Here is a 20509-nt window from a genome sequence, read left to right on the forward strand (position 1 = left end):
TTGAGTAGAACCCGCGACACAACATCGCGGGTCCTATCTCATTATTTCCCAAATCTCTTATTGTAAAGATCTGCGTTGAATTGCTTAGCTGCATCGATAAGTTCGACATACGGCTCATCGGCAATCGTTACAAAACCAATGTTATAGTTCTCACCATCCCAAGCTCTTCCTGTCGCTGGCGAATCCAAATATTGGAACCAATGTGCACCAACAAAATATGGGTCTTTAACAATGCTATCCATATATTGGGTGTACATTTCTGCACGCTCAGTTTGATTCGATACCGTTACAATACCGCCATGGAACAGGCCAGTGTCTGTCGCGCCGAAATGGAATTCACCAATGACACTTGGCTTATCTAGCTCAGGAAGTAGTTTCTTCCAATGCGCTTTTTTGCCGTCATTAAGATCGTTGGCGTACAGGTTGTAGCTCATTACGTCAACATACTTCGCTGCACCTCGTGCGATCTCTGGTGTAACACCCCAATCGGCAAAACGCGCACCCAGGTAAAGGTGGTTAGGTAGGACACGTTTCACTTCTCCACGTACTACTGAGAAGTACTTCTCAGACAGCATTTGCAGCAACTCGGAGTAATCCGTTTTCATTCCCGCAGTCAATGCTGAACGGTGGTCAAAAGAGCGATTGAATGAATCCCAAGACGCAACCTTACTACCCCAAGCAGAGTTAAGCTTTTCTACTGTCTTGTATTTCGCTTTTAGATGGTCAGCAAACACTTTTTTCGCTGGGCTATCTTTCGCGTCATAAGCCAGTGCATTGACGACTAAACCATAGTGATTTGCTTCGTTCATGACATTACCCCAGCTGATTTCGTTATCAACGAAAACACCCACAAGCCATTGATCATCGTCTTTTACTCGTGAAGCGACTTCGTCTGCCATGTCACGAGCGCTGTTTTTGAACTCAGGATCGAATGGGTCGTGAATCGGTCCCCAGTAATCGTTACCAGTGCTGATTCGTTTATGATCACCATGAATCCAACCATGCGCTTCATAAGCAACACGATCTGAACCAAAGAACATTGGATCAATCCAGTTTCCAAGTGTGGTGAAACCCCAGTCAACCATTCTGTCAAGCGTCACATCTTTCCAGATCTTCATTGCTTCGGCTTGGTCTGTATCGTACTTACGCATTAGGTTCGCACGATAGAAACTGAACACTTCGCCTTTTTTCAATGCGCCAGAGTGAATCCATCCCGCATAATCGTAATTGACCGCCAAAGGATCGTTTTCTTCTGGTAACCACTCAAACATCGAGTTGCGCAGTTCAGAAGCAACAACACGGCCTTCTTTAGTATCAACATTGGCAAAATCAATACCGGTAATTGTTACTGTGTCATCCATTCGAACGTTATCAAGCCCTGTCATGAAGAACATACATCCCTCAGGGTCAACCATCGTCCATTTGCCATCCACTTTTTCTGTACGGAAAAAGCCTGTCGCTTCAAGACGTGGACCGTCTTTCCAACCACCGAATTTACAGCGATCTGCCATTGGCTTAACATTACCAAGTTGGGCTAACGCTTCTTTACCGGCCTCTCTTAGCTCTTCATCGGTATGGACTTTTTCTTCCCATTCATCACCCGTGAACTGACCATATTGGTCAACGATACCGGAATAGCGCGACGTATCTGCATCAAGGTTTGGAACTAGTCGAATGGAATCGACAACGATTTTTGCATCCTTAGTCGGGTTTTGTAGGTACAGCTGAACATTATCAATGTTTGAGACATCAAGACCCGTTTCACCCCAACCATAACTGATGGCCTGCGCATCATAAGATAACTTTGGCGGTTCACTTCTCATACCAGAGACAACGTGACCTTCAAGCTCGCGCAAAGACATGTAGTACGTAGACTTCTTGCCAGGAAGGATTGTCATATAACTAGACATACTGTCAGTAACGCCGTCCGCAGTACCGCCCCAGTTTGCATTTTCAGCTTGGTCGACACGGACAAACATTTGAATAGCGTCGTCTGTTGGGTTCTCAATATCAAACGCTAAGTTAAAGTCCCCTTTATCAGACCAATTCCATGGTGTTTTCGGCATAAACGTTACATTTGGGTACGCGTTTGTCGCCGAGAACTTAACCTCCAAACCCTTTCCATCAGCGGTGTCAACAACGCGCGTTTGAGTCGAGTTACTGCGCTCTGCACTCACAAACGTCTCTTCACCACTTTCGAAACTGGTGATAGCAGCAACGGTTGGTACCGGACCAGCTGCAACAATTTTTTCTTCAGCTGCAACAAAATCACCGGTGGAATTCACCAACTCTAAATTGTCTAAAATAATGCTTTGGGCATCTGCTGGCCCTTGAACAAACACTTGAAGTTCAACTAATTTTCTTAGGTTAAGGTTATCACCATTCCAGTAACCATCTAGCTTACGGACACCACCATTAAATAACATTTCAATAGTTTGAGTTTCGCCCGCACCAATATTGACCGCGTAATTTAACTGATTAGTTTCCGCGCCCATTTGACCGACGTTATCAACCAATTTAAAAATCACGTTCGCTGGCGTGTCTAGAGGGTTAGTTACATCAACCTTAAAACTACCTTTTGCATTCCAGTTCCACTCACCGGATGCAGGGAAGAATTTCACGTTTGGCCAGTACTTGTATTTGTTGGCATCTGAAACGGCATCAAAGTCGATTTGTAATGCCTTGCTTCCAGCTGTTACACCGCTTTCGCTGGTGATTTTTGTTTTGGCATGCTCTGCACGTGCAGAGTTAAAGAAACTATCCGATTCAAAATCAGGATAAACCGCCGCGACTTCTGCGGCATTGTCACCCGTATTGACATCGCCGGTTGGTGTTGATTTACAACCGTAACCCGCAATTAAAACCGTAGATAGCAATACTGCTATTTTCGTTTTATTTGTATTCATCGTTATAATCCTAAAAAGAAAAATGGTGGCAATCTAAAGAGACTGCCACACAAAAAATTACCACCAAGTTTCAAACATCAGACCAAAGGTTGTCGCATTCTTCTTGCCCAGTTCAGTAATGTATGGGTTGTAACCTGCCTGCCAGTCACTGTAACCATTGTCAAAGCTTTGGAATGCTAGTGTATTGGTGTCTAGCTGACCGTAGGTAACAAACAAACGAATAGTAGGACGGTCCCAGTAACCACTACCTAGATGGATGTCTTGAGCAAGAGTGATTTTTGCAGAAGAGTTCGTGCCATCTGAACCGCTCATGCTACCCAAGCCATTAACTTCGAAGTCCATTTGGTCATAAGCCATTTCAAGCTTGGTTGAGAACTTGTTGTTCCACTTATAGGTGCCTCGAACCACTGCTTGGTTCCAAGTGGTTTTTTCGTAAGGTAGATCCCAGTTGATCGCTAGATCTTTAACATCATCGCCATAAGACGCGGTCTCGTGAGAAAGCAAGTACTCTAAACGGATTGAATCTGTAATCTCTTGCATGCCGTCAAAGAAACCACCTACCTGGTAGCTAGGACGGTGCAGCCAAGATTGTGTCATTGAAGAACTGGTTTTGCTGCTGTAACGAACAAGTAGTCGATTAAAGTCAGCCCACTCACCTTGCTTAATAGAGAAACCAACTTGGTAAGAGTCTGGGTTATCATCACGTGCGGAGCGACTGTAATCACCATTTGAAATGTGTGATTTCATATCTGCATCAGAGCCGAAATAACGGCCATAGTTAACAAACACGTCGCCCTTCACGTTGTCAACGATTGGCATGCTATGCAATTTAGCGTGGAATGAAACGTTACCGCCGCTGTAACCCTGAACCGAATCAGGCTTGCACTGATTTGATGAGTCTTTTTCACAGAACTCATGCGTCGTACCACCAAACCCATCTTTCACCGCACCAAGGTCCAACATGCCGAAGCCAACATCATAGTTATCAACACCACCACCAATGCCATCTTGGTTTACGTGTTGGTATGAGTTGAGTGACGCTTCATAACGGCCGTAGTAGCGCTTACCCATCCACACTGCGGCGTTAGGATTGCTATCAAAAATACCCGTACCATGTACCCACCATTCGTCCAGATAAACATAACTTGAAGGTGGTTTTGATGGATCGTTGTAATCGCTCGCACCAGTAAACAAGTTAACGTGAGTTACCCAGTTCATGTCATTCTGGCTCACACCATAATCTAAATGGAGCTCGGCCTGACTGCCTTGGTTTCCTAGTTTACCCGTTGGTTTGTACGGGTTACCTGCTGTTTGAATAATGTTGACACCGTTATGAGCACGCTCTGCCTCTTTACTCACTAACTGGTCCTGAGTCACACCTACAACACCGCGACCATAACCCGAAAACTTGAAACCATCGAGATAAGTAGCATCTGCCGCAATGGCTGGTGCGCATACACTGCTTACTGCAGCAGCAACAAGAGAGAGTGAAAGAATTTTCCTTTTCATTTTTTTATTTACCCGTTTAAGTCGTTAATTCATCAATTACTGAAAGTAGAAACAAATAGAACTTTGCGTTAAACAATCCCCAACTTTGCTTAACCAATGGAGCTTTGATGTTGATAAGTTTAAAGATTGGTTGCCCAATTTAACGTGATGAATGTAGCATTTCGCTTTCACAATCTATTTTTGAGGTAAAAACTTGATCAAAAGCCGTTTTTTATAAAAAAATGCCATACAAAAAGCGCCACAAATCACAAAAAAAGAAACTCAAACCAATCAAAAAAACCATACAACTAGTTGAATTTTAGGTATTTTAATTTTAAACAGTTTTGTAGCACACGTTATAGCATGACTCAGAGGATCACGTTTGCACAAAGGTGTAACAAAACCCATGATTGTTTAGACCAAATTTTATGCAACCGTGATTTTTGTGCCATAAATGAGTGGGGATTTAAGAAGAGTGAACCGATTACAATTGAATCATCATAATCGGTTCATTAGTTATGCAGGAACGGTGTTGTTAATCAAAGTTCACATAGAACGTCTTTTTCTCTAAGTATTGCTCAAAGCCATATTTACCATCTTCTCCACCGGTACCACTCAACTTATAACCATTGTGGAAGCCTTGGTGTTGCTCGCCATGACCGCGATTAATGTAAATTTCGCCAGACTCCAATTCAGAAAGTAATCTGTTAATGTATTTCATGTTTTTAGTGCATATCATCGCAGCGAGGCCATAGTCACTGTCATTCGCATACTCGATGACTTCCTCAAATGAATCGAATCGAATAACAGGCAGAATCGGTCCAAACGCCTCTTCATGAACAATCGTCATCGTTTGTGTAACGTCTGTCAGTACGGTCGGTTGGAACCAAAAGCCTTTTTCAAACCCTGGCCCTTGAACACGTTGACCGCCATAGGCGATAGTCGCGCCTTCTTCGACGGCTTGTTGAACAAGCTCTTCCATATGAAGCAGTTCACGTGCGTTCACTTTAGGCCCCATGTCACTCGTTGGGTCCATAGGGTCTCCCACTCGAATCGACGCTACTTTATCTAGGAATATGCGCATAAAGTCGTCATAAACCTTACTGTGTACATACATCCTTTCGTTACAAGTACATACTTGCCCACAGTTATCGAAACGAGAATGCAAGGCAGCCGCTGCTGCCTGGTTAAGATCTGCATCTTCCATAACAATAAAAGGTGCCTTACCGCCTAATTCAAGCTGAACGTGCGCCATATTATTGGCAGACGCTTTAATAATCGACTGGCCTGCTGGAGTACTTCCTGTCATCGAGACCATATTGGTTGATCTATGTCCAACTAACGCATTCCCGAGTGTTCTTCCCCCACCCGTTACAATGTTCAATATGCCCGCGGGAATACCCGCCTGCTCGGCTAGATAACCTAACTCAAGTGTTGCTAAAGGCGTTTCTGACGTCGGTTTTACCACGATGGCATTACCAGCAACCAACGCAGGCCCAATTTTGCGACCTGCTAACGCGAGTGGAAAGTTCCATGCGGTTATCGCAACTACGACGCCGCGCGGCACTTTATGGATCATAATTTGTTCATTCTCATTATCAGACTGAACGATATCGCCATCCATCTGCCTCGCCCAATCACATGCATATTCGATAAATGAACTGGTTACCTCTACCTCACCCAGTGCAACGCGATGCAGTTTCCCTTGTTCTTTAACGATTAACTCGGCTAAGTGTTCTTTATTGTCTCTAATTAGTTGTGCAAAGGTACGCATGATGTCTGCGCGTTGTCTGGCAGGCTTGCGAGCCCAAGAGGCTTGGGCTTTTTTCGCTACGTCTAAAACCCAGTCAGCATCACTCTCGTCAGCATTTTGGATTTCCGCGATCACTTCTTCCGTTGATGGACTAATCACACTCTCTATTTGCTTGCTTTTCGCATCAACCCACTCACCACCGACATACATTTGATAACGTTTCATCTTGGCCTTACCTCTAAATTAAATAATAAAATTGGTTGAACAAAAGATAACAGCACCTTTGCCAATTCCAAATAATCTAAGTCACATTACCGAAAATACCTTAAAAAAAATGAACCACGAGTCAAATAGGTTGATCTATTTCATAAAATTGGAAAGTAAATTGAAGATTTGGACAACCAAAAAGCAAGGATCACAAATCGTTTTAAAACTAAGCGCTAATCTATCTGCTGAAAATTGTATGACACCAAAAAGGAAACAGTATGTCATTAAGTAAAATAGGCTACAGCGTCTTAGCTTTAGCTATTGCCACCGCAGTCGGATGCAACAGTAGCTCAGATAGCGGTGAAATCCCTCCAGGAGGCCAAAACCCAACCACGCCATTACCCGCTACTGTTGAAGTGGGCAAAAATATTGATGTTGATGTTGATATTACTTCGCCAGATTCACTTCAAGCTATTGAGCTAGAAGTTACTATTGACTCTGCTTACGCATCTATTTCTGTATTGCAGGGAAAACAAGTACTTTTAGATCAGGTCGATATTCCAAGTTCCGGCGAACATTCTTTGCGATTGATTACTCAGCTAAATGATACTGCTGCACAATCTGATAGCGATGTACCTTTTACCATCGCTGTCAGAACTGGTTCGGTAAGGGTCAAGTCGATGACCGCTGCACCACTGGTTGATGTCGCTTTACCTCAATTTACAGATGCCTCTCAAGACGTTGGATTAGAAACGGAGGTCACGTTTAAATACGGTGGTCCTTCCATTGGTGATATTGAGGGCAATGGCTTCTACGATGCTATTCTAAACAACCACAACTTCATCGCTCCGCAAGTAGTAACTAACACCTCAGGTGCAACCGTTACTGTTGAACCTATTTTCCCTTATGCTCAAGATTATCACGGTACCGCGCTCGGTGATTTCACCAACGATGGTAACCTAGATCTTATGCTTGCTATGGGTGGAGCTAACGGTACAAGTCCATCTTCCTACATCCTCTTCAAAAACGACGGTAAAGGTGGATATGTTCAAGTTGACAACAACGGTGGTATCAATACCCCCGCTCGCGGACGTGCTCCACGTTGGGTTGACCTAAACAATAACGGTCTATTAGATCTGGTACTCATTAACGCGACGACACCTAATTACGATGGTCCTATTCAGCTGTTTTATCGCAATAATGGCGATGGTACCTTCGAGCAAGTGCGTATCCCTGGCATTGAGTCGACGCCATCTGAACGCGTGTTGATTGTTGATTTTGACAACGATGGCCAACAAGATCTGCTGTTGTTTTCCCCTCTTTCTCTATGGAAAAACAATGGTAACTTCTCTTTTACCAACGTGACGAGTGAACGTTTGCCTGCCAGCGCTCAAAACCTATACCAGGTTCAAGCAGCTGCAGAGGTGGACTTAAACAATGATGGGCTATTCGATATCTACCTATCACGTGGCCTCCCTGAATATCAGATGTCTCGTAAGTCTTACGATTACAACCCGGTCACAGAAAAATTTGATGTCCGTGATGATGGTGAGAAAGGTGAGACACTCGTCGATATTATGACAGAAGAAGGGGCAACGTTAACACTCAATGAACTAAACCTTACCTATCGTCAGTATGATGATGGTTATCCAATTTACCTTGGTGATGCAAAAGAGAAAAAATGGGTTTATGCCACAGGCTTCCAAGACAGCCAACTTCACCCAGATATGAAAGATGCACCACACGAGCTTGATATTAAGCCAGAAGATGCCACTGGTTTCCCAGAAAACCGAGATCAAAATGGTATTTATATTGGCTACACTGGCAACGGAAAATGGAAAGTTGAGTGGGTAAGAACTCAAGATGTTTACTGGAACGTTTCGTTCTCTCTAGAAAACGTTTCAGGGGTTGAAACGGATTGGCCGCCAACGAACCGCAACGTTAGTGATATGCTTCTTATCAACGAGGGCGATAAGTTTGTTGATGCAACACAAGAGTGGAATGTACCTGCAGGTGGTAACCACTGGGGTGTTACGTTTGGAGACTTTAACAACAGCGGTTGGAATGATCTATTTATCCATCGTTATGGCTTCTTAACAGAACGTGTTTCTGACCTTTTGTTGGTTAACAACGGCAAAGGGCAATTTGAAACCACTACGATTCATGGTGCACACGATGTAACGGACCCGGGACACGGGGATATGGGACAAGCATTCGACTTTGACCGCAACGGTCAAGTTGACTTGCTCAATGGTAGTAATGAAGAAGGTAAGTGGTACTTGTATAAAAACACAACCACGAGTTCGAACAACTACCTCAATGTCGATGTTGGCTACAGCCCATTTGCAAACATTGATCCACTGGGCGCTCGCATTGTTTTAGAAACAGCGTCCGGTACCAAACCTTCGCACCGAGTTGGTTCTCGTGGTGAAGCGTTTTCCCAAGGCGTCATGAACCTAACCCATTTCGGTTTGGGTAACAGTGAGCAAGTAAACAAAGCAACCATCATCTGGCGAAATGGTGAAACGGTCTCGTTTGATAAACCAGCGCTTAATGGCACTTTGGACTCTGAAGACGGCATGGCGCCAACACCAACTGGCATTACATTGGATCGTGAAGATAAAAAGCTTCGTGTTGATGAGACCTATGAGTTGACACCTACCTTCACTCCATTAAACGCTACACCGGATGTTGTATACACCAGTAGCAATGAAGCGGTTGCCAGTGTCAATACCTCTGGTGTTATCACTGCTGAAGCAAACGGTGATGCCGTCATTACCGTGACTTCTTCAATAGCAAGTAGCGTAAGCCAAACAATCGATATTTCAGTAGGAGACTTTGACCCAATCTATGTCACTGATATCACGATAGAACATGATGGTACTCCCCTATACGTTGGTCAGGAGGTAACGCTAGACACCACATTGGAATCAAGCGACCCAACTGAAAAACCCGACGATGTATCCATCACGTGGACGACTTCTGACTCAGCCGTCGCAACCGTAACTGAGATGGGTGTCGTATCAGGTACTGGCGTTGGTGAAGTCACGATTACCGCGACTGCAAATGGAAGTGAAACACCAGATGCTGTTCAAGACTCGATTACTTTTGACTCCGAGGATTTTGTAGGAAATAGCATTAAGTTTGACAACGATTGGAAATACAAAACTCGTGCAAACCCAATCGACACCCCAATGGAGGTTACATTCGACTATCACGCTGGTTCTAATAGCGTTATACCCGAAGGCGTGAAAATTTACTTGCGTCGTCTCCAAAGCCCAAGCTGGGGCCTTGTCTATGATTTTGCTGGTCAGGGAACAGGTAATCAGTACGATATCGTACCTGGAACAGTAGGTAGTCAAAGTGGAACGGCAACTTACTCTCTTGATCTTCCGTCTTACCAAGATAATGGATTGGTACCAACGAAACACTTGGAAAATGGTGATTTCTACTACTTGTACGTAGAGTTCTTAAATGATCGAGGTGAGAAGAGTGATTGGGGGACTCAACCAGTCTGTATTACAGAAGCTGGCGATAATAATCCATGCTAAATAGTAATTAAATCGTAGTACCAAGCAACCGGAAACCTACCCATAGGTTTCCGGTTTTTTTTTGATGAACTTGGTTTGGCGCGACATTGGTTTGGCTAGACAATAGCGTTCAAAATGAAAGCGTTCAAAACGAAAAAATCGGAACCTAAAACAGGTATCCGATTTTTTCTAGAGAGTCAGGAAATGTCTCATTCATACTTATTTTTAATGACAATAAGCTATTTGGACTAGCCTTATATCAACTGTTCTCGATATCTAAATCAAGAGCGAAGAAAAAGTCATCGAGTTCCTCATCAACCCCTTCTGACGATGCTATCTTTAACAACTCGACCTTACTGTTCTCAATGTGCTGCCAAACGGCCTGCTTCGCTTCTTCCGCAGAGCGTTTTTGTAAAGCCATCAAAATACGTTTGTGGTCGTTAATCCACTGAGTTTGTAGTCGCTCTTCATGAAGATACTTGTGGTTTAACTCACGCCAAAGAGGGTTTTTAATACGTACCGTGTTCCACATCTCTGCCGCTTGACGAATCAATACACGATTTTGGGTCGACTCAGAGATCAAGTGGTGAAACTGCTCATCAAGTTGTTCGAACTTTTCACTATCACCGTTAATTTCATTCTCTTGCTGGATAAGCACCTTTTTAAGGTCTCTAAGTTCATTGAACTTGATCTGCGTCGCGGCGAACCCTGCGATGTTACTTTCAATGATCTGTCTAGCCTGAAGAAGCTCAAAAGGACCAATATCACTTTTAGGGATAAATGCACTACTAGACGCTTTATCAGGAGAATCAATGAAATAGATACCTGCGCCTTGTCGTACAATCACTAGACCTTTGAGCTCAAGCATGATGATAGCTTCACGGATCGTCGCGCGACTCGTCTCAAAGCGGTCACTCAGTTCGCGTTCAGAGGGTAACCGTTCGCCAGCTTTAAATACTCCAGAGTGGAGCAGCTCTTCGATTTGAAGCCCAATGTCATAGTATCGTCGTTTAGTGTTATTTGATTCAATCATTCAGTCTTCCAGAGGTGGTCGGCATAATTCGGTCAACCGATTTTACTTTAATGTAACCAATTTTACCACCAAATACAGCATAGCTATGCTATCAGTATCACGATTTTTGCAATACAATAAGGTTACAGTGTTGAATATTCAGAGTTTGTGATAAAAGCCTGACAAATAATCATGCCGTATCATTAGATAATTAAAAAATACAAATACGCAGACCAAATCACACATACATTCACCAATGCAACATTTTGGTTTGCCAATGAAGCTAATTGGGTTATATTAAGGCCATATTATATGTACTCGCTGAGGAAACTATGTCTACTTTACACAGCAATCTTTACATCGATGGTCAATGGCTAACAGCCTCTAGCTCAGAGACTATTGAAGTTATTAACCCGAGTAATGAAACCATCGTGGGTTATGCACCAAAAGCGACGAGAGAAGATGCTCAAAAAGCACTTGTGTCGAGTGATAAAGCGTCAAAGGCATGGGCAAAGCTTCCTGCCCAGACTCGTGCTAACTATGTCTCTAAACTCGCCGACAAACTCGAAGCGAACACAGAATCATTCGCAAAGCTGTTAACCACCGAACAAGGGAAAACACTTTCGGACGCTCGTGGTGAGGTCGCAGGTTCAGTTGGTTTTCTTCGTTACGCAGCTGAATCAGCTCGTCGTATCGAGGGAGAGATAGTGACAAGCGAAAACCCAAATGAGCAAATCTGGATTCAACGTGTGCCTTTTGGTGTTACTGTTGGTCTACTTGCATGGAACTATCCGTTAGCACTTGCAGCGAGAAAACTCGGCAATGCATTAGTTGCGGGCAATACCATGGTGATTATGCCTCCTGCAGATACGCCACTAGCGGTTTTAGAGTTTTCAAAGCTCATCGCTGAGTGTGATTTCCCTAAAGGTGTCGTTAACATTATTTCAGGTGAAGGTGGCGTTGTCGGTGACGAATTAGTTCGAAACCCATTAACCAAGTTAGTAACGCTAACAGGAAGCTCTGAGGTTGGCTCAATACTTTATCGTTCAGCCTCTGAGAATATCACCGCGCTGAATTTAGAACTTGGTGGTAAGGCGCCATTTATTGTGCTTGACGATGTCGATGTTGATCATGTCGTCGACCTAGCCGTGAAGTCTGGTTTTGGAAATTGCGGTCAAATTTGTACATCTAACGAGCGTATGTACATTCATGAAGCAATTTACGATGAGTTTATGACAAAATTCATTGCGAAAACAAAGCAACTAAAAGTTGGTAACCCGCTTCTAGATGACACCGATATTGGCCCTAAAGTTAACGCAAGAGAGATTCAAAACCTCACACGTATGGTTGAGCGTGCAAAAGAACAAGGCGCGGTGATTGAACTTGGCGGCGGAAGACCTGATGGGGAAGAGTTTGACCAAGGTTTTTGGTTTGCACCTACGGTCATCACGAATGTAACCAATGACATGGACATCATGAAAGAAGAAACATTTGGACCGATTGTCGCAGCGATGCCAGTTAAGAGCTTTGAGCAAGCACTTGAGTACGCCAATGATATCGACCTGGGCCTTTCTGGTTACGTTTATACCAACGATATGCGCAAGATCATGCAGGCGGTCAACGAGCTTGAAGTCGGCGAAATATATGTCAACCGTCCGAATGGTGAGTTATTCAACGGCTTCCACACTGGTTTTAAACGTTCGGGAATCGGTGGAGAAGATGGCAAACACGGCCTAGAAGGTTACCTTCAGAAAAAGACCGTGTACGTTAATTACCAATAAATATTGGGTCGGCCATTAAGCCAAGCATTAATTCAATAGCATCGCTACTGCGATGCTATTTTTTTAGTGACTAATTCTGGTGCCATTTTCACCGAAAAGGTGACAGTCATTCAAGTTCGCGGTCACAGCGATTTTTTCAAACGGCCCAACCTCTTTGTCGCCAGGACAATGAACAACGACTCTATCTTGTCCCGACACTTGGCCAAACATATATGTACTATTACCAAGTCGCTCAACAACTTCGCTTTGAAAGCTAAAAGTAATATCACCGACTCCCTTTTCCATATACAAATGCTCAGGCCGCACTCCTAGTTTAAGGGTTTGTCCCACCCTAACCGAACTATCATTTTGGCATTGTAGTTGAATCTCTTGGTTATCGGCCAATCTTATTCTCAAGGTATCTTCTTTGCACTCGACGACGTCGACATCAAAAAAATTCATTTTTGGCGAACCAATAAACCCAGCCACAAACATATTCGCGGGTTTGTTATAGAGATCCAATGGCGTTCCAACTTGTTCAATGCTTCCATCTTTAAGTACTACGATTTTATCTGCCAGTGTCATTGCTTCAACTTGGTCATGCGTAACATAGATCATCGTGGTGTCAATTTCTTGGTGCAGCTTTGCGATTTGCAGTCGCATTTCAACGCGAAGTTCAGCATCAAGGTTAGAAAGTGGTTCATCAAATAAGAATGCATTTGGGTTACGAACAATCGCGCGACCAATCGCCACCCGCTGTCGCTGACCACCAGACAGCTCTTTTGGCCTTCTTTTTAATAAGTGCTCGAGTTGTAAGCTCTTCGCCGCTAGGCTCACGAGCCGGCTGACTTCGGACTTACCAACACCACTCATCTTGAGGCTAAATCCCATGTTTTGTTCAACCGTCATATGCGGATAGAGAGCATAAGACTGAAAGACCATGGATATTCCCCGCTCCGCTGGCTCAACATCATTGACTTGCTGTTGGTCAATGTAAATATCACCCTCAGAAATATCCTCAAGTCCAGCAATTAGCCGAAGTAGCGTCGACTTTCCGCACCCAGAAGGGCCAACAAAAACAACAAACTCACCGTGTGCAATGTCTAAATCTACCCCATGGATTGTCTGAACCTTACCAAACCTTTTTTTCACACCTTTTAATTTAATCGCCGACATGCCATTCCATCCCCATTGGACATTTATCAACCAAAGTAACTCAATTCCACACCATTGGTTAATCAAAAATTCAGAGGTTTACACGGGTATGTGACCATTGTCTAAAAAATAGCATTAACACCATTAACAATTATGTATCATTGTTTGTATTTGAGGCCAATCACATACATTCAGCAAACCAGTTGCTACATTTTTAATCATCCTGGTTGTCCAATTCTGTTTCAAGTCTTCTAAGTGGTGCTTCTTTACATCGGAATTGATCAACATGTGTAAAAATAAAAATACAAAGAGATCCGAGTTATGAAAAAAACAACACTATCACTCTGTACCGGGCTAGCAATGTCTCTCACTTTCGGTAGTGCGCTCGCAGATAATATTGTCGAGCTCGAAGTCGCAAGCTGGAAAGGTTCCGGAACTGAAATAGCTAACTTCCCCACCATCATCGAGCGATTTGAAAAAGAGAACCCAAACATTAAAGTTAAACTGAACTTTATGGCAAGGAATGACATGGTGACGAGTATTCCAGCTCGATTTCAAGCAGGCTCTCCACCCGATGTTGTTATGGTTGACCGTGAGTTTATGACCCATTGGGGCGAAAATGGTCAGTTAATGAAACTGAACGAACAACCATTTATCAATCAATTCCAGCCTGCTTTGCAACCCTATTTAGGCCTAGGTGATGATGTGTATTACTCGATGCTTCAAGTCTCGGGGATGGGCATGTATGCGAATGACGCCCTACTTGCCAAGGCTGGTATCACTGACTTTCCAAATACGCTAGAAGAGTTCACTGAAACATGCCGTACCCTAAATGAACAGGGCATTATTCCAACGGTATTACCAGGGAATAACGGTGACTGGGGCCCATATCTTTTCTTTATCAGTTTGGCTCTTACCGATGGTGACAAACCTAGCCAAGATAGGATTTCGAAGTTTAACTCCGGCGAATTGAAATTTAGCGATGATAAATATGTTAAGAACGCATTTGAATCATTCCGCAAGATGATCGATGCAAACTGCTTCAACCCTAAAATTAGTGCCGGTACCGACCCTTGGTCTGTCGCATTAACAACATTCCAGTCTGGACGAATAGCAATGCTTCCACAGGGTCTGTGGAATATCACCCCCTTCGTGAACGACGAACTACCAGAAAAGTTCACTCTGCATCCTTTTCCGTCTGCGAACGGCAATCATGGTGTCGTTGTTGATTATATTGGCCCAGGGTGGGCGATTCCTAACGATGCCACTCACAAAGAAGCGGCAATGAAGTGGATCGATTTCTGGACGGTAAATGAAAACTTGAAGCTATTTCTTGAAGCAGACACTGCGATTTCACCACTTGTCAACGGTGATTCAGGATTGCCGCTCAACATTGCATCTAGCTATATTGAGGCAAGAGAAAGTGGCCACTTTGTCACCTACCCAGACGGTTCTTTTCCTGTCAGTCTAACGCCAGACATGCGAAATGATATTACCGCATTCATGTTAAATTCGGATCAAGACTACGCTCCTATACTGGCAAGCTGGGATGCGATTATGGAAAAAGAAAGAGCTAAAAAGTAACAAGACCAAGGTCCACTTGTCTTAAGTGGACCTTTATTGGAGTACTATAATGAGACTAGATAGACGCTTGTATTTTATTTTACCTGCACTAATCATATACATTCTTTTTTCAATCTATCCACTATTTAAAGGCATCTCCTTGTCTTTGACTGAGTATGCAGGAGTTGGCGAGAGTTCATGGGTTGGTTTTGATAACTATCATGAGATTTTTTCTGATCATCGTTATTTAAAGGTACTTAAAAATACCTTGATGTACGGTTTATTCGTAGTCATCTTTCAAAATGGTATTGGCTTAATATTTGCTGCGCTGCTCAATAGCTTGCCACAAATACGAAACATGTTGCGAACTGCTCTTCTCGTTCCTTCAATGCTATCTCTGGTCATAGCGGGATATGTGTGGCAATACCTCTATGCTCCAATGGGCGGCGGACTTAACGAACTATTGTCTTTGTTAGGGCTATCAAACTTACAACAGGTATGGTTAGGGGATTCAAACATTGCCCTTTTTTCAGTTGCAGCTGTGCATGTTTGGATGTTTGTTGGGTACTCTACTGCAATATTTCTAGCGGGCTATGCCGGCATTTCTTCAGAGATCAAAGATGCGGCACGTGTGGATGGCGTGTCACCAATTAAGTCTTTCTTCTACATCGATATTCCATTACTCGCACCAGCCATTACCGTGAATATGACTCTCGCAACCATAGGGACTCTTAAGTCATTTGAATTCCCTTACATCATGACCTTAGGCGGTCCAGACTATGCGACGATGACGCTAGGTTTGAAAATATTTACGCTTATTTTTCAGGATTTTAAATACGGTATGGCAGCGGCTCTTTCCGTTGTGATGATCATCTTGGTAGCACTCATCACAATCATTCAAAACAGTTACTTAAGGTCTAGGGAGGACCGGATATAATGGAAAAGTTGATCGTAAATGACGCCAATAGTCCACAAATGAATCGTTCTCAAAAACATAGACAATTGAGACGATTCCCGATGCGAAAGCTCAATAAAACACTTCTCAGTAGTTTTATGATTGCCGTCGTCGTCCTAATACTATCACCTGTATTTTATATGATAGCGATGTCCTTTCGCTCTCGAAAAGAAATCATGCTCGACCCACTTGGGCTCCCAACCACCTTGCACCTGTCCAATTACGCGGGTGTTATCGAAGACATGAATTATTATGGTACTGTTCTGAACACGATAGGGATAACTATCGCCTCTATCTTATGTGTGTCATTAATTTCATCCCTGGCTGCCTATCCACTTGCTAGGATACGAAATCGAATAACCAGCATAGTCTATATCTTTTTTGTTATCGGTATGATAATTCCGCCCTTTGCAGCACTCACACCTCTTTATCTATTTATGCGAGACTTGGGGTTGCTTGATTCTTATATTGGTCTTATTTTGGTCTACACTGTGGGCAACCTTCCGCTTGGCGTATTTTTTTACACGAGCTTTATGAAAGCGATACCCAAAGAACTCGAAGAAGCGGCTAGGCTCGATGGTGCATCGTTTCTAAAAACCTATTGGTATATCATTTTTCCTATGCTTAAACCCATCACAGGTACACTTGCTATTTTCGTTACATTATCCGTCTGGAATGACGTTGTGAATCCACTTCTATTCATCACAACAGAAAGCAAACTGACGATTATGCCCGCAGTACTCAGATTTCTGGGTACTTACTCCGTCGATCCGACTCAACTATTCCCCGCTGCAGTTCTAGCGTCACTTCCTCTACTCTGCGTCTTTTTTGCACTTTCCAAGCAAATCGTTTCTGGCATGACCGCCGGAGCAGTAAAATAACCCCCTCGCAAAAATCGCCCTAGTGGCGATTTTTGCGAGGCACCTCAAATTGGTTAACTAAAAAACCTAAAAATACATAATTGATCATCCAATTGTGATCGATTATGCATACTTTGGCTCACCTATAGGCAAGTATTGGATAATCTTTATGAAGTAGGTACTATCCAATGAACCATCACACTAAAAATGCCATTCGATACGCGCTAATCGTCGCGCTCGGTGGATTTGTCTTCGGCCTCGATGCCGCGATCATATCCGGAACTATTCGTTTTATCAGTCTAGAGTTCGGTCTATCCGACTTACAGATAGGCACTATTGTTGGAGCTCCGAGCCTTGGCGCAATAATCGCTTTGTTCTTCGCTGGAAAAATTGCCGACGCTTGGGGGCGCAAAAAAGCACTCATTCTTATTGCAGGGCTGTATATTTTTTCCGCTATCGCCTCTGCGTTAGCTACCAGTTACGAGATGTTAGTAGGTGCTCGCTTTATTGGCGGTCTTGCCTTTAGCTCCTTGTCTCTGGCATCAATGTACATTGGCGAAGTAGCGCCTTCGAAACTGCGGGGTAAGTTGGTTTCCTGTAATCAGTTTAATATCGTTATTGGCCTATCAATGGCCTACTTTATCAACTACTATCTCGTCATCAACATCTCCGATAGCATCTACCTACTCTCATCAGAGGGAGTATGGAGAACCATGCTAGCCTCCGAGCTTGTTCCTGCCATTCTTTGGTTTGCGCTGTTATTTTCCGTTCCAGAATCACCTCGCTGGTTGATCACAAGAGGCAAAGTTCAGGAAGCAAAAGACGTACTCAGCAAATTGTATGCCCCTGATGAACTCCTCGACACGGTAAAAGAAGTTAATGCAACGATGCAAGAGGACAAACAGCCAGCCTTTAGTCATCAATTAAAAAGTCTTATTACGTCAAAACACAGTACCGCATTGATTATTGGAGTAACGATCGCGATAGTGCAGGGAATTACCGGGATGAATGCCATCCTATTTTACGCACCTACTGTTTTTGAGCAGGTTGGGTTCGGTGGTAACGCAGCCTTTCAACAAGCTATCTACATTGGCTTGACGAGTGTGGTCTTTACCGTTTTAGCCATTATGTTTATCGACAAATTGGGTCGTCGTCCATTATTACTAATCGGTTTATCATTTGCTGTTCTTAGCCATGTCGCCTGTTGGTATGGCTTCCAAAGCGCTAAATATGAACTGAGTAGCGCCAATGTTGAGCAACTCGCGGAAACCATAAATGTCGCGCCTCTCCAAGGACTCGAGGGTAAAGTATTTGAAAGTGATGTAGCGTTTAAAGAGGCACTGTCAACCGTCTATTCAACAAGCGAATTGATTCAATATGAAGCGACCATTATCGAAAAAACGATTGTAGTTAATCCGTACTTAGTCCTGTTTGGTATTCTCGGATTTATCGCAGCGTTTCATATTTCCATTGGACCGATCATGTGGGTTCTGTTTTCAGAAATATTCCCTAACTCAGTCCGTAGTGCTGCTATCCCTATATGTGCCATCGTTACTAGTATTGCGAGTTACCTAATTCAACAATTCTTCCCATGGCAATTGGCCAACTTTGGCGCAGCAAACACGTTCTTAATGTATGCAGTGTTCAGTGGCCTCGGATTAGTGCTGATTGGCAAACTACTACCTGAAACTAAAGACAAATCGATTGAACAGATAGAGGTGTTGTTGTCAGCCAATCGAAAACCCCAAAAGAGATTAGAACAAAGCAATAGCTATTAGGAACTTAAGGCCAACAACACATTGTTGGCCTTACTTCTTTCTGTACAAATTGTCGCATAAATCACATTAATGATACGAATAACATTAATTATTGGGCTGCCAGTTAAATATAATTGGTTGATCACAAAACCTATTGGTTGAAATGTGTATGCTTCTTTTTGTTTAGCAGCGTACTTTGAAGGGATTAAAGGAATGAAACATACATTTACTCTGGCGACGATAGCGACAGCTCTTGTTTTGGCTGGTTGCGGCGGTGGTTCAGGTGACGGCCCCACAGACCCAGGCGGACAAAATGGCGTAGCACCTCCTCAGGCTGGTCCTGACAGTTCAACCACATTGACTGATATTTCCACTCTTGGTTACGGTTCTGTTTCCGAAGACCCTGAAGACGTCCATCGACTAAGCGTGCCCGCATTTGCAGGTGTTGGAAAAAAATGGCAAGAACGGACTGATATGTCTGATGACTTTCAATATGAGTTTGAAGCGACATCAGAAAGACAGGATTTTGGTGACGGGCGTTGGTACAACTTCTATCATTCATCCAGCTGGGACGGTCCAGGCGCGACTTATTGGCAACATGACCATGTCACGGTTAAGAACGGTAAAGCAGAGTTTCACGTTTCTCGGAGTGACCGAACAGACAAGCAAGATAAACCGGGCGTGAATGCTGCGTGTATTTCTTCCAATAATCAAGTGCAATACCCTGTTTTTGTTGAAGCTAGCGTTAGCATGTCAGATATATCTTTAGCTGCTGCTGTCTGGCTACTCAGCCCGGATGATACACAAGAAATTGATATTCTTGAGTCATACGCAGGTAGTGGGAATGGTAATACGTATTTTTCAAAATTTATTCACCTAAGCCATCACTCGTTTATTCGACAGCCATTTACTGACTATCAACCTCGCGATAGAAACAGTTGGTGGCAAGGGTCAAGCGACGACCATCACATGGGTGGCCGTAACAGCTGGGGGGAATATACTTGGAATGATGGTGATCGACAGTATATTCAAATTGGTGTCCACTGGGTAAACCCTTATCATTTTGAATACTATATTAATGGCGAGTTAGTGCGAGTGCTATACAACAACGCATTTGCAACAAAAATGTACTCTGGCACCTCACCAACTTGGTCTTACAGCTATCCAAAAGTTGATAGTAATAACGACTTAGTGAATGACAACACAGGTTACCAGGCGGTAGAAATCTACGAGAAAAACAGTGATGATTTCGACTTCGCCTACCTGAAAAAGGCGAGCGAACTGTCTCCGGCTTCAGTGATTGATCCTTACAACTATCAGCAAGGAAAAGGCTTCTACAAGCCAATGGATATTATCATTAACAATGAACTCCAAAGCTGGTGGACTCATGATCCAACCGACGCTGATCTGGCTGATGAATCAGGAAAGAACGTTATGCTGGTTGACTGGGTTCGTGTATTCAAACCAGTAAATCAATAACAACTTATTACGACTAAACGCCGAAGCTTTGTTCAAGAAATAACAAGCTTTGGCGTTTTTATTTATGACCTATTTATAGAGATG

General features: G+C 43.4%; 12 protein-coding genes. 7 read left to right on the plus strand and 5 right to left on the minus strand.

What is annotated here, in order from left to right:
* Positions 1 to 41: 41 nt before the first annotated feature.
* From J4N45_RS24355 to aldA (J4N45_RS24365), 3 genes are all read right to left on the minus strand, one after another.
* On the minus strand, positions 42 to 2906 hold the full coding sequence (locus J4N45_RS24355; protein ID WP_252015053.1) for a beta-galactosidase: 2865 nt from the start codon (positions 2904 to 2906) through the stop codon (positions 42 to 44).
* A 57-nt stretch (positions 2907 to 2963) separates the two neighbouring features.
* A complete protein-coding gene (locus J4N45_RS24360) occupies positions 2964 to 4415 on the minus strand; it encodes a carbohydrate porin (RefSeq protein WP_252015055.1) in 1452 nt (483 codons plus the stop codon).
* A 514-nt stretch (positions 4416 to 4929) separates the two neighbouring features.
* Positions 4930 to 6372: an aldehyde dehydrogenase gene (gene aldA / locus J4N45_RS24365; protein ID WP_252015057.1), complete on the minus strand. Its 1443-nt coding sequence runs from the start codon at positions 6370 to 6372 to the stop codon at positions 4930 to 4932.
* 260 nt (positions 6373 to 6632) lie between these two features.
* Between aldA (J4N45_RS24365) and J4N45_RS24370 the strand changes: the two genes are divergently transcribed.
* Positions 6633 to 9905, plus strand: a complete 3273-nt coding sequence (locus J4N45_RS24370; RefSeq protein ID WP_252015059.1) for an FG-GAP-like repeat-containing protein — start codon at positions 6633 to 6635, stop codon at positions 9903 to 9905.
* A 238-nt stretch (positions 9906 to 10143) separates the two neighbouring features.
* On the opposite strand, the gene J4N45_RS24375 is transcribed toward J4N45_RS24370, so the two are convergent.
* Positions 10144 to 10917: an FCD domain-containing protein gene (locus tag J4N45_RS24375; protein WP_252015061.1), complete on the minus strand. Its 774-nt coding sequence runs from the start codon at positions 10915 to 10917 to the stop codon at positions 10144 to 10146.
* Between the two features lie 311 nt (positions 10918 to 11228).
* Between J4N45_RS24375 and aldA (J4N45_RS24380) the strand changes: the two genes are divergently transcribed.
* Positions 11229 to 12677, plus strand: coding sequence for an aldehyde dehydrogenase (gene aldA, locus J4N45_RS24380; RefSeq protein WP_252015063.1), 1449 nt, complete (start codon positions 11229 to 11231; stop codon positions 12675 to 12677).
* A 63-nt stretch (positions 12678 to 12740) separates the two neighbouring features.
* On the opposite strand, the gene J4N45_RS24385 is transcribed toward aldA (J4N45_RS24380), so the two are convergent.
* Positions 12741 to 13832 carry an ABC transporter ATP-binding protein gene (locus J4N45_RS24385; RefSeq protein WP_252015065.1) on the minus strand — a complete coding sequence of 364 codons (1092 nt, stop codon included), beginning with the start codon at positions 13830 to 13832 and terminating at the stop codon, positions 12741 to 12743.
* A 300-nt stretch (positions 13833 to 14132) separates the two neighbouring features.
* Between J4N45_RS24385 and J4N45_RS24390 the strand changes: the two genes are divergently transcribed.
* The 5 genes from J4N45_RS24390 (at position 14133) to J4N45_RS24410 (ending at position 20425) form a co-directional block, all read left to right on the plus strand.
* The gene (locus J4N45_RS24390; protein ID WP_252015067.1) at positions 14133 to 15395 is read left to right on the plus strand and encodes an ABC transporter substrate-binding protein; all 1263 of its coding nucleotides are present in this window, start codon (positions 14133 to 14135) and stop codon (positions 15393 to 15395) included.
* Positions 15396 to 15444: 49 nt separating this feature from the next.
* Positions 15445 to 16311 carry a carbohydrate ABC transporter permease gene (locus J4N45_RS24395; protein ID WP_252015068.1) on the plus strand — a complete coding sequence of 289 codons (867 nt, stop codon included), beginning with the start codon at positions 15445 to 15447 and terminating at the stop codon, positions 16309 to 16311.
* Positions 16311 to 17210, plus strand: a complete 900-nt coding sequence (locus J4N45_RS24400; RefSeq protein WP_252015070.1) for a carbohydrate ABC transporter permease — start codon at positions 16311 to 16313, stop codon at positions 17208 to 17210. The genes J4N45_RS24395 and J4N45_RS24400 overlap by 1 nt, the downstream gene beginning before the upstream one ends.
* A 167-nt stretch (positions 17211 to 17377) precedes the next feature.
* Complete coding sequence (locus J4N45_RS24405) at positions 17378 to 18967, plus strand: sugar porter family MFS transporter (protein WP_252015072.1); 1590 nt, start codon at positions 17378 to 17380, stop codon at positions 18965 to 18967.
* A 192-nt stretch (positions 18968 to 19159) separates the two neighbouring features.
* On the plus strand, positions 19160 to 20425 hold the full coding sequence (locus J4N45_RS24410) for a LamG domain-containing protein (RefSeq protein WP_252015074.1): 1266 nt from the start codon (positions 19160 to 19162) through the stop codon (positions 20423 to 20425).
* The last annotated feature ends 84 nt before the right edge of the window (positions 20426 to 20509 follow it).

It is taken from the genome of Vibrio sp. SCSIO 43140 (assembly GCF_023716585.1).
GTDB classification, from domain to species: Bacteria; Pseudomonadota; Gammaproteobacteria; order Enterobacterales; family Vibrionaceae; genus Vibrio; species Vibrio maritimus_B.

Excerpts from the sequence above, each read along its gene's own strand:
- J4N45_RS24355 (WP_252015053.1), bottom strand. The coding sequence starts at position 2,906 with ATGAATACAAATAAAACGAAAATAGCAGTATTGCTATCTACGGTTTTA.
- J4N45_RS24360 (WP_252015055.1), bottom strand. The coding sequence starts at position 4,415 with ATGAAAAGGAAAATTCTTTCACTCTCTCTTGTTGCTGCTGCAGTAAGC.
- aldA (WP_252015057.1), bottom strand. The coding sequence starts at position 6,372 with ATGAAACGTTATCAAATGTATGTCGGTGGTGAGTGGGTTGATGCGAAA.
- J4N45_RS24370 (WP_252015059.1), top strand. The coding sequence starts at position 6,633 with ATGTCATTAAGTAAAATAGGCTACAGCGTCTTAGCTTTAGCTATTGCC.
- J4N45_RS24375 (WP_252015061.1), bottom strand. The coding sequence starts at position 10,917 with ATGATTGAATCAAATAACACTAAACGACGATACTATGACATTGGGCTT.
- aldA (WP_252015063.1), top strand. The coding sequence starts at position 11,229 with ATGTCTACTTTACACAGCAATCTTTACATCGATGGTCAATGGCTAACA.
- J4N45_RS24385 (WP_252015065.1), bottom strand. The coding sequence starts at position 13,832 with ATGTCGGCGATTAAATTAAAAGGTGTGAAAAAAAGGTTTGGTAAGGTT.
- J4N45_RS24390 (WP_252015067.1), top strand. The coding sequence starts at position 14,133 with ATGAAAAAAACAACACTATCACTCTGTACCGGGCTAGCAATGTCTCTC.
- J4N45_RS24395 (WP_252015068.1), top strand. The coding sequence starts at position 15,445 with ATGAGACTAGATAGACGCTTGTATTTTATTTTACCTGCACTAATCATA.
- J4N45_RS24400 (WP_252015070.1), top strand. The coding sequence starts at position 16,311 with ATGGAAAAGTTGATCGTAAATGACGCCAATAGTCCACAAATGAATCGT.
- J4N45_RS24405 (WP_252015072.1), top strand. The coding sequence starts at position 17,378 with ATGAACCATCACACTAAAAATGCCATTCGATACGCGCTAATCGTCGCG.
- J4N45_RS24410 (WP_252015074.1), top strand. The coding sequence starts at position 19,160 with ATGAAACATACATTTACTCTGGCGACGATAGCGACAGCTCTTGTTTTG.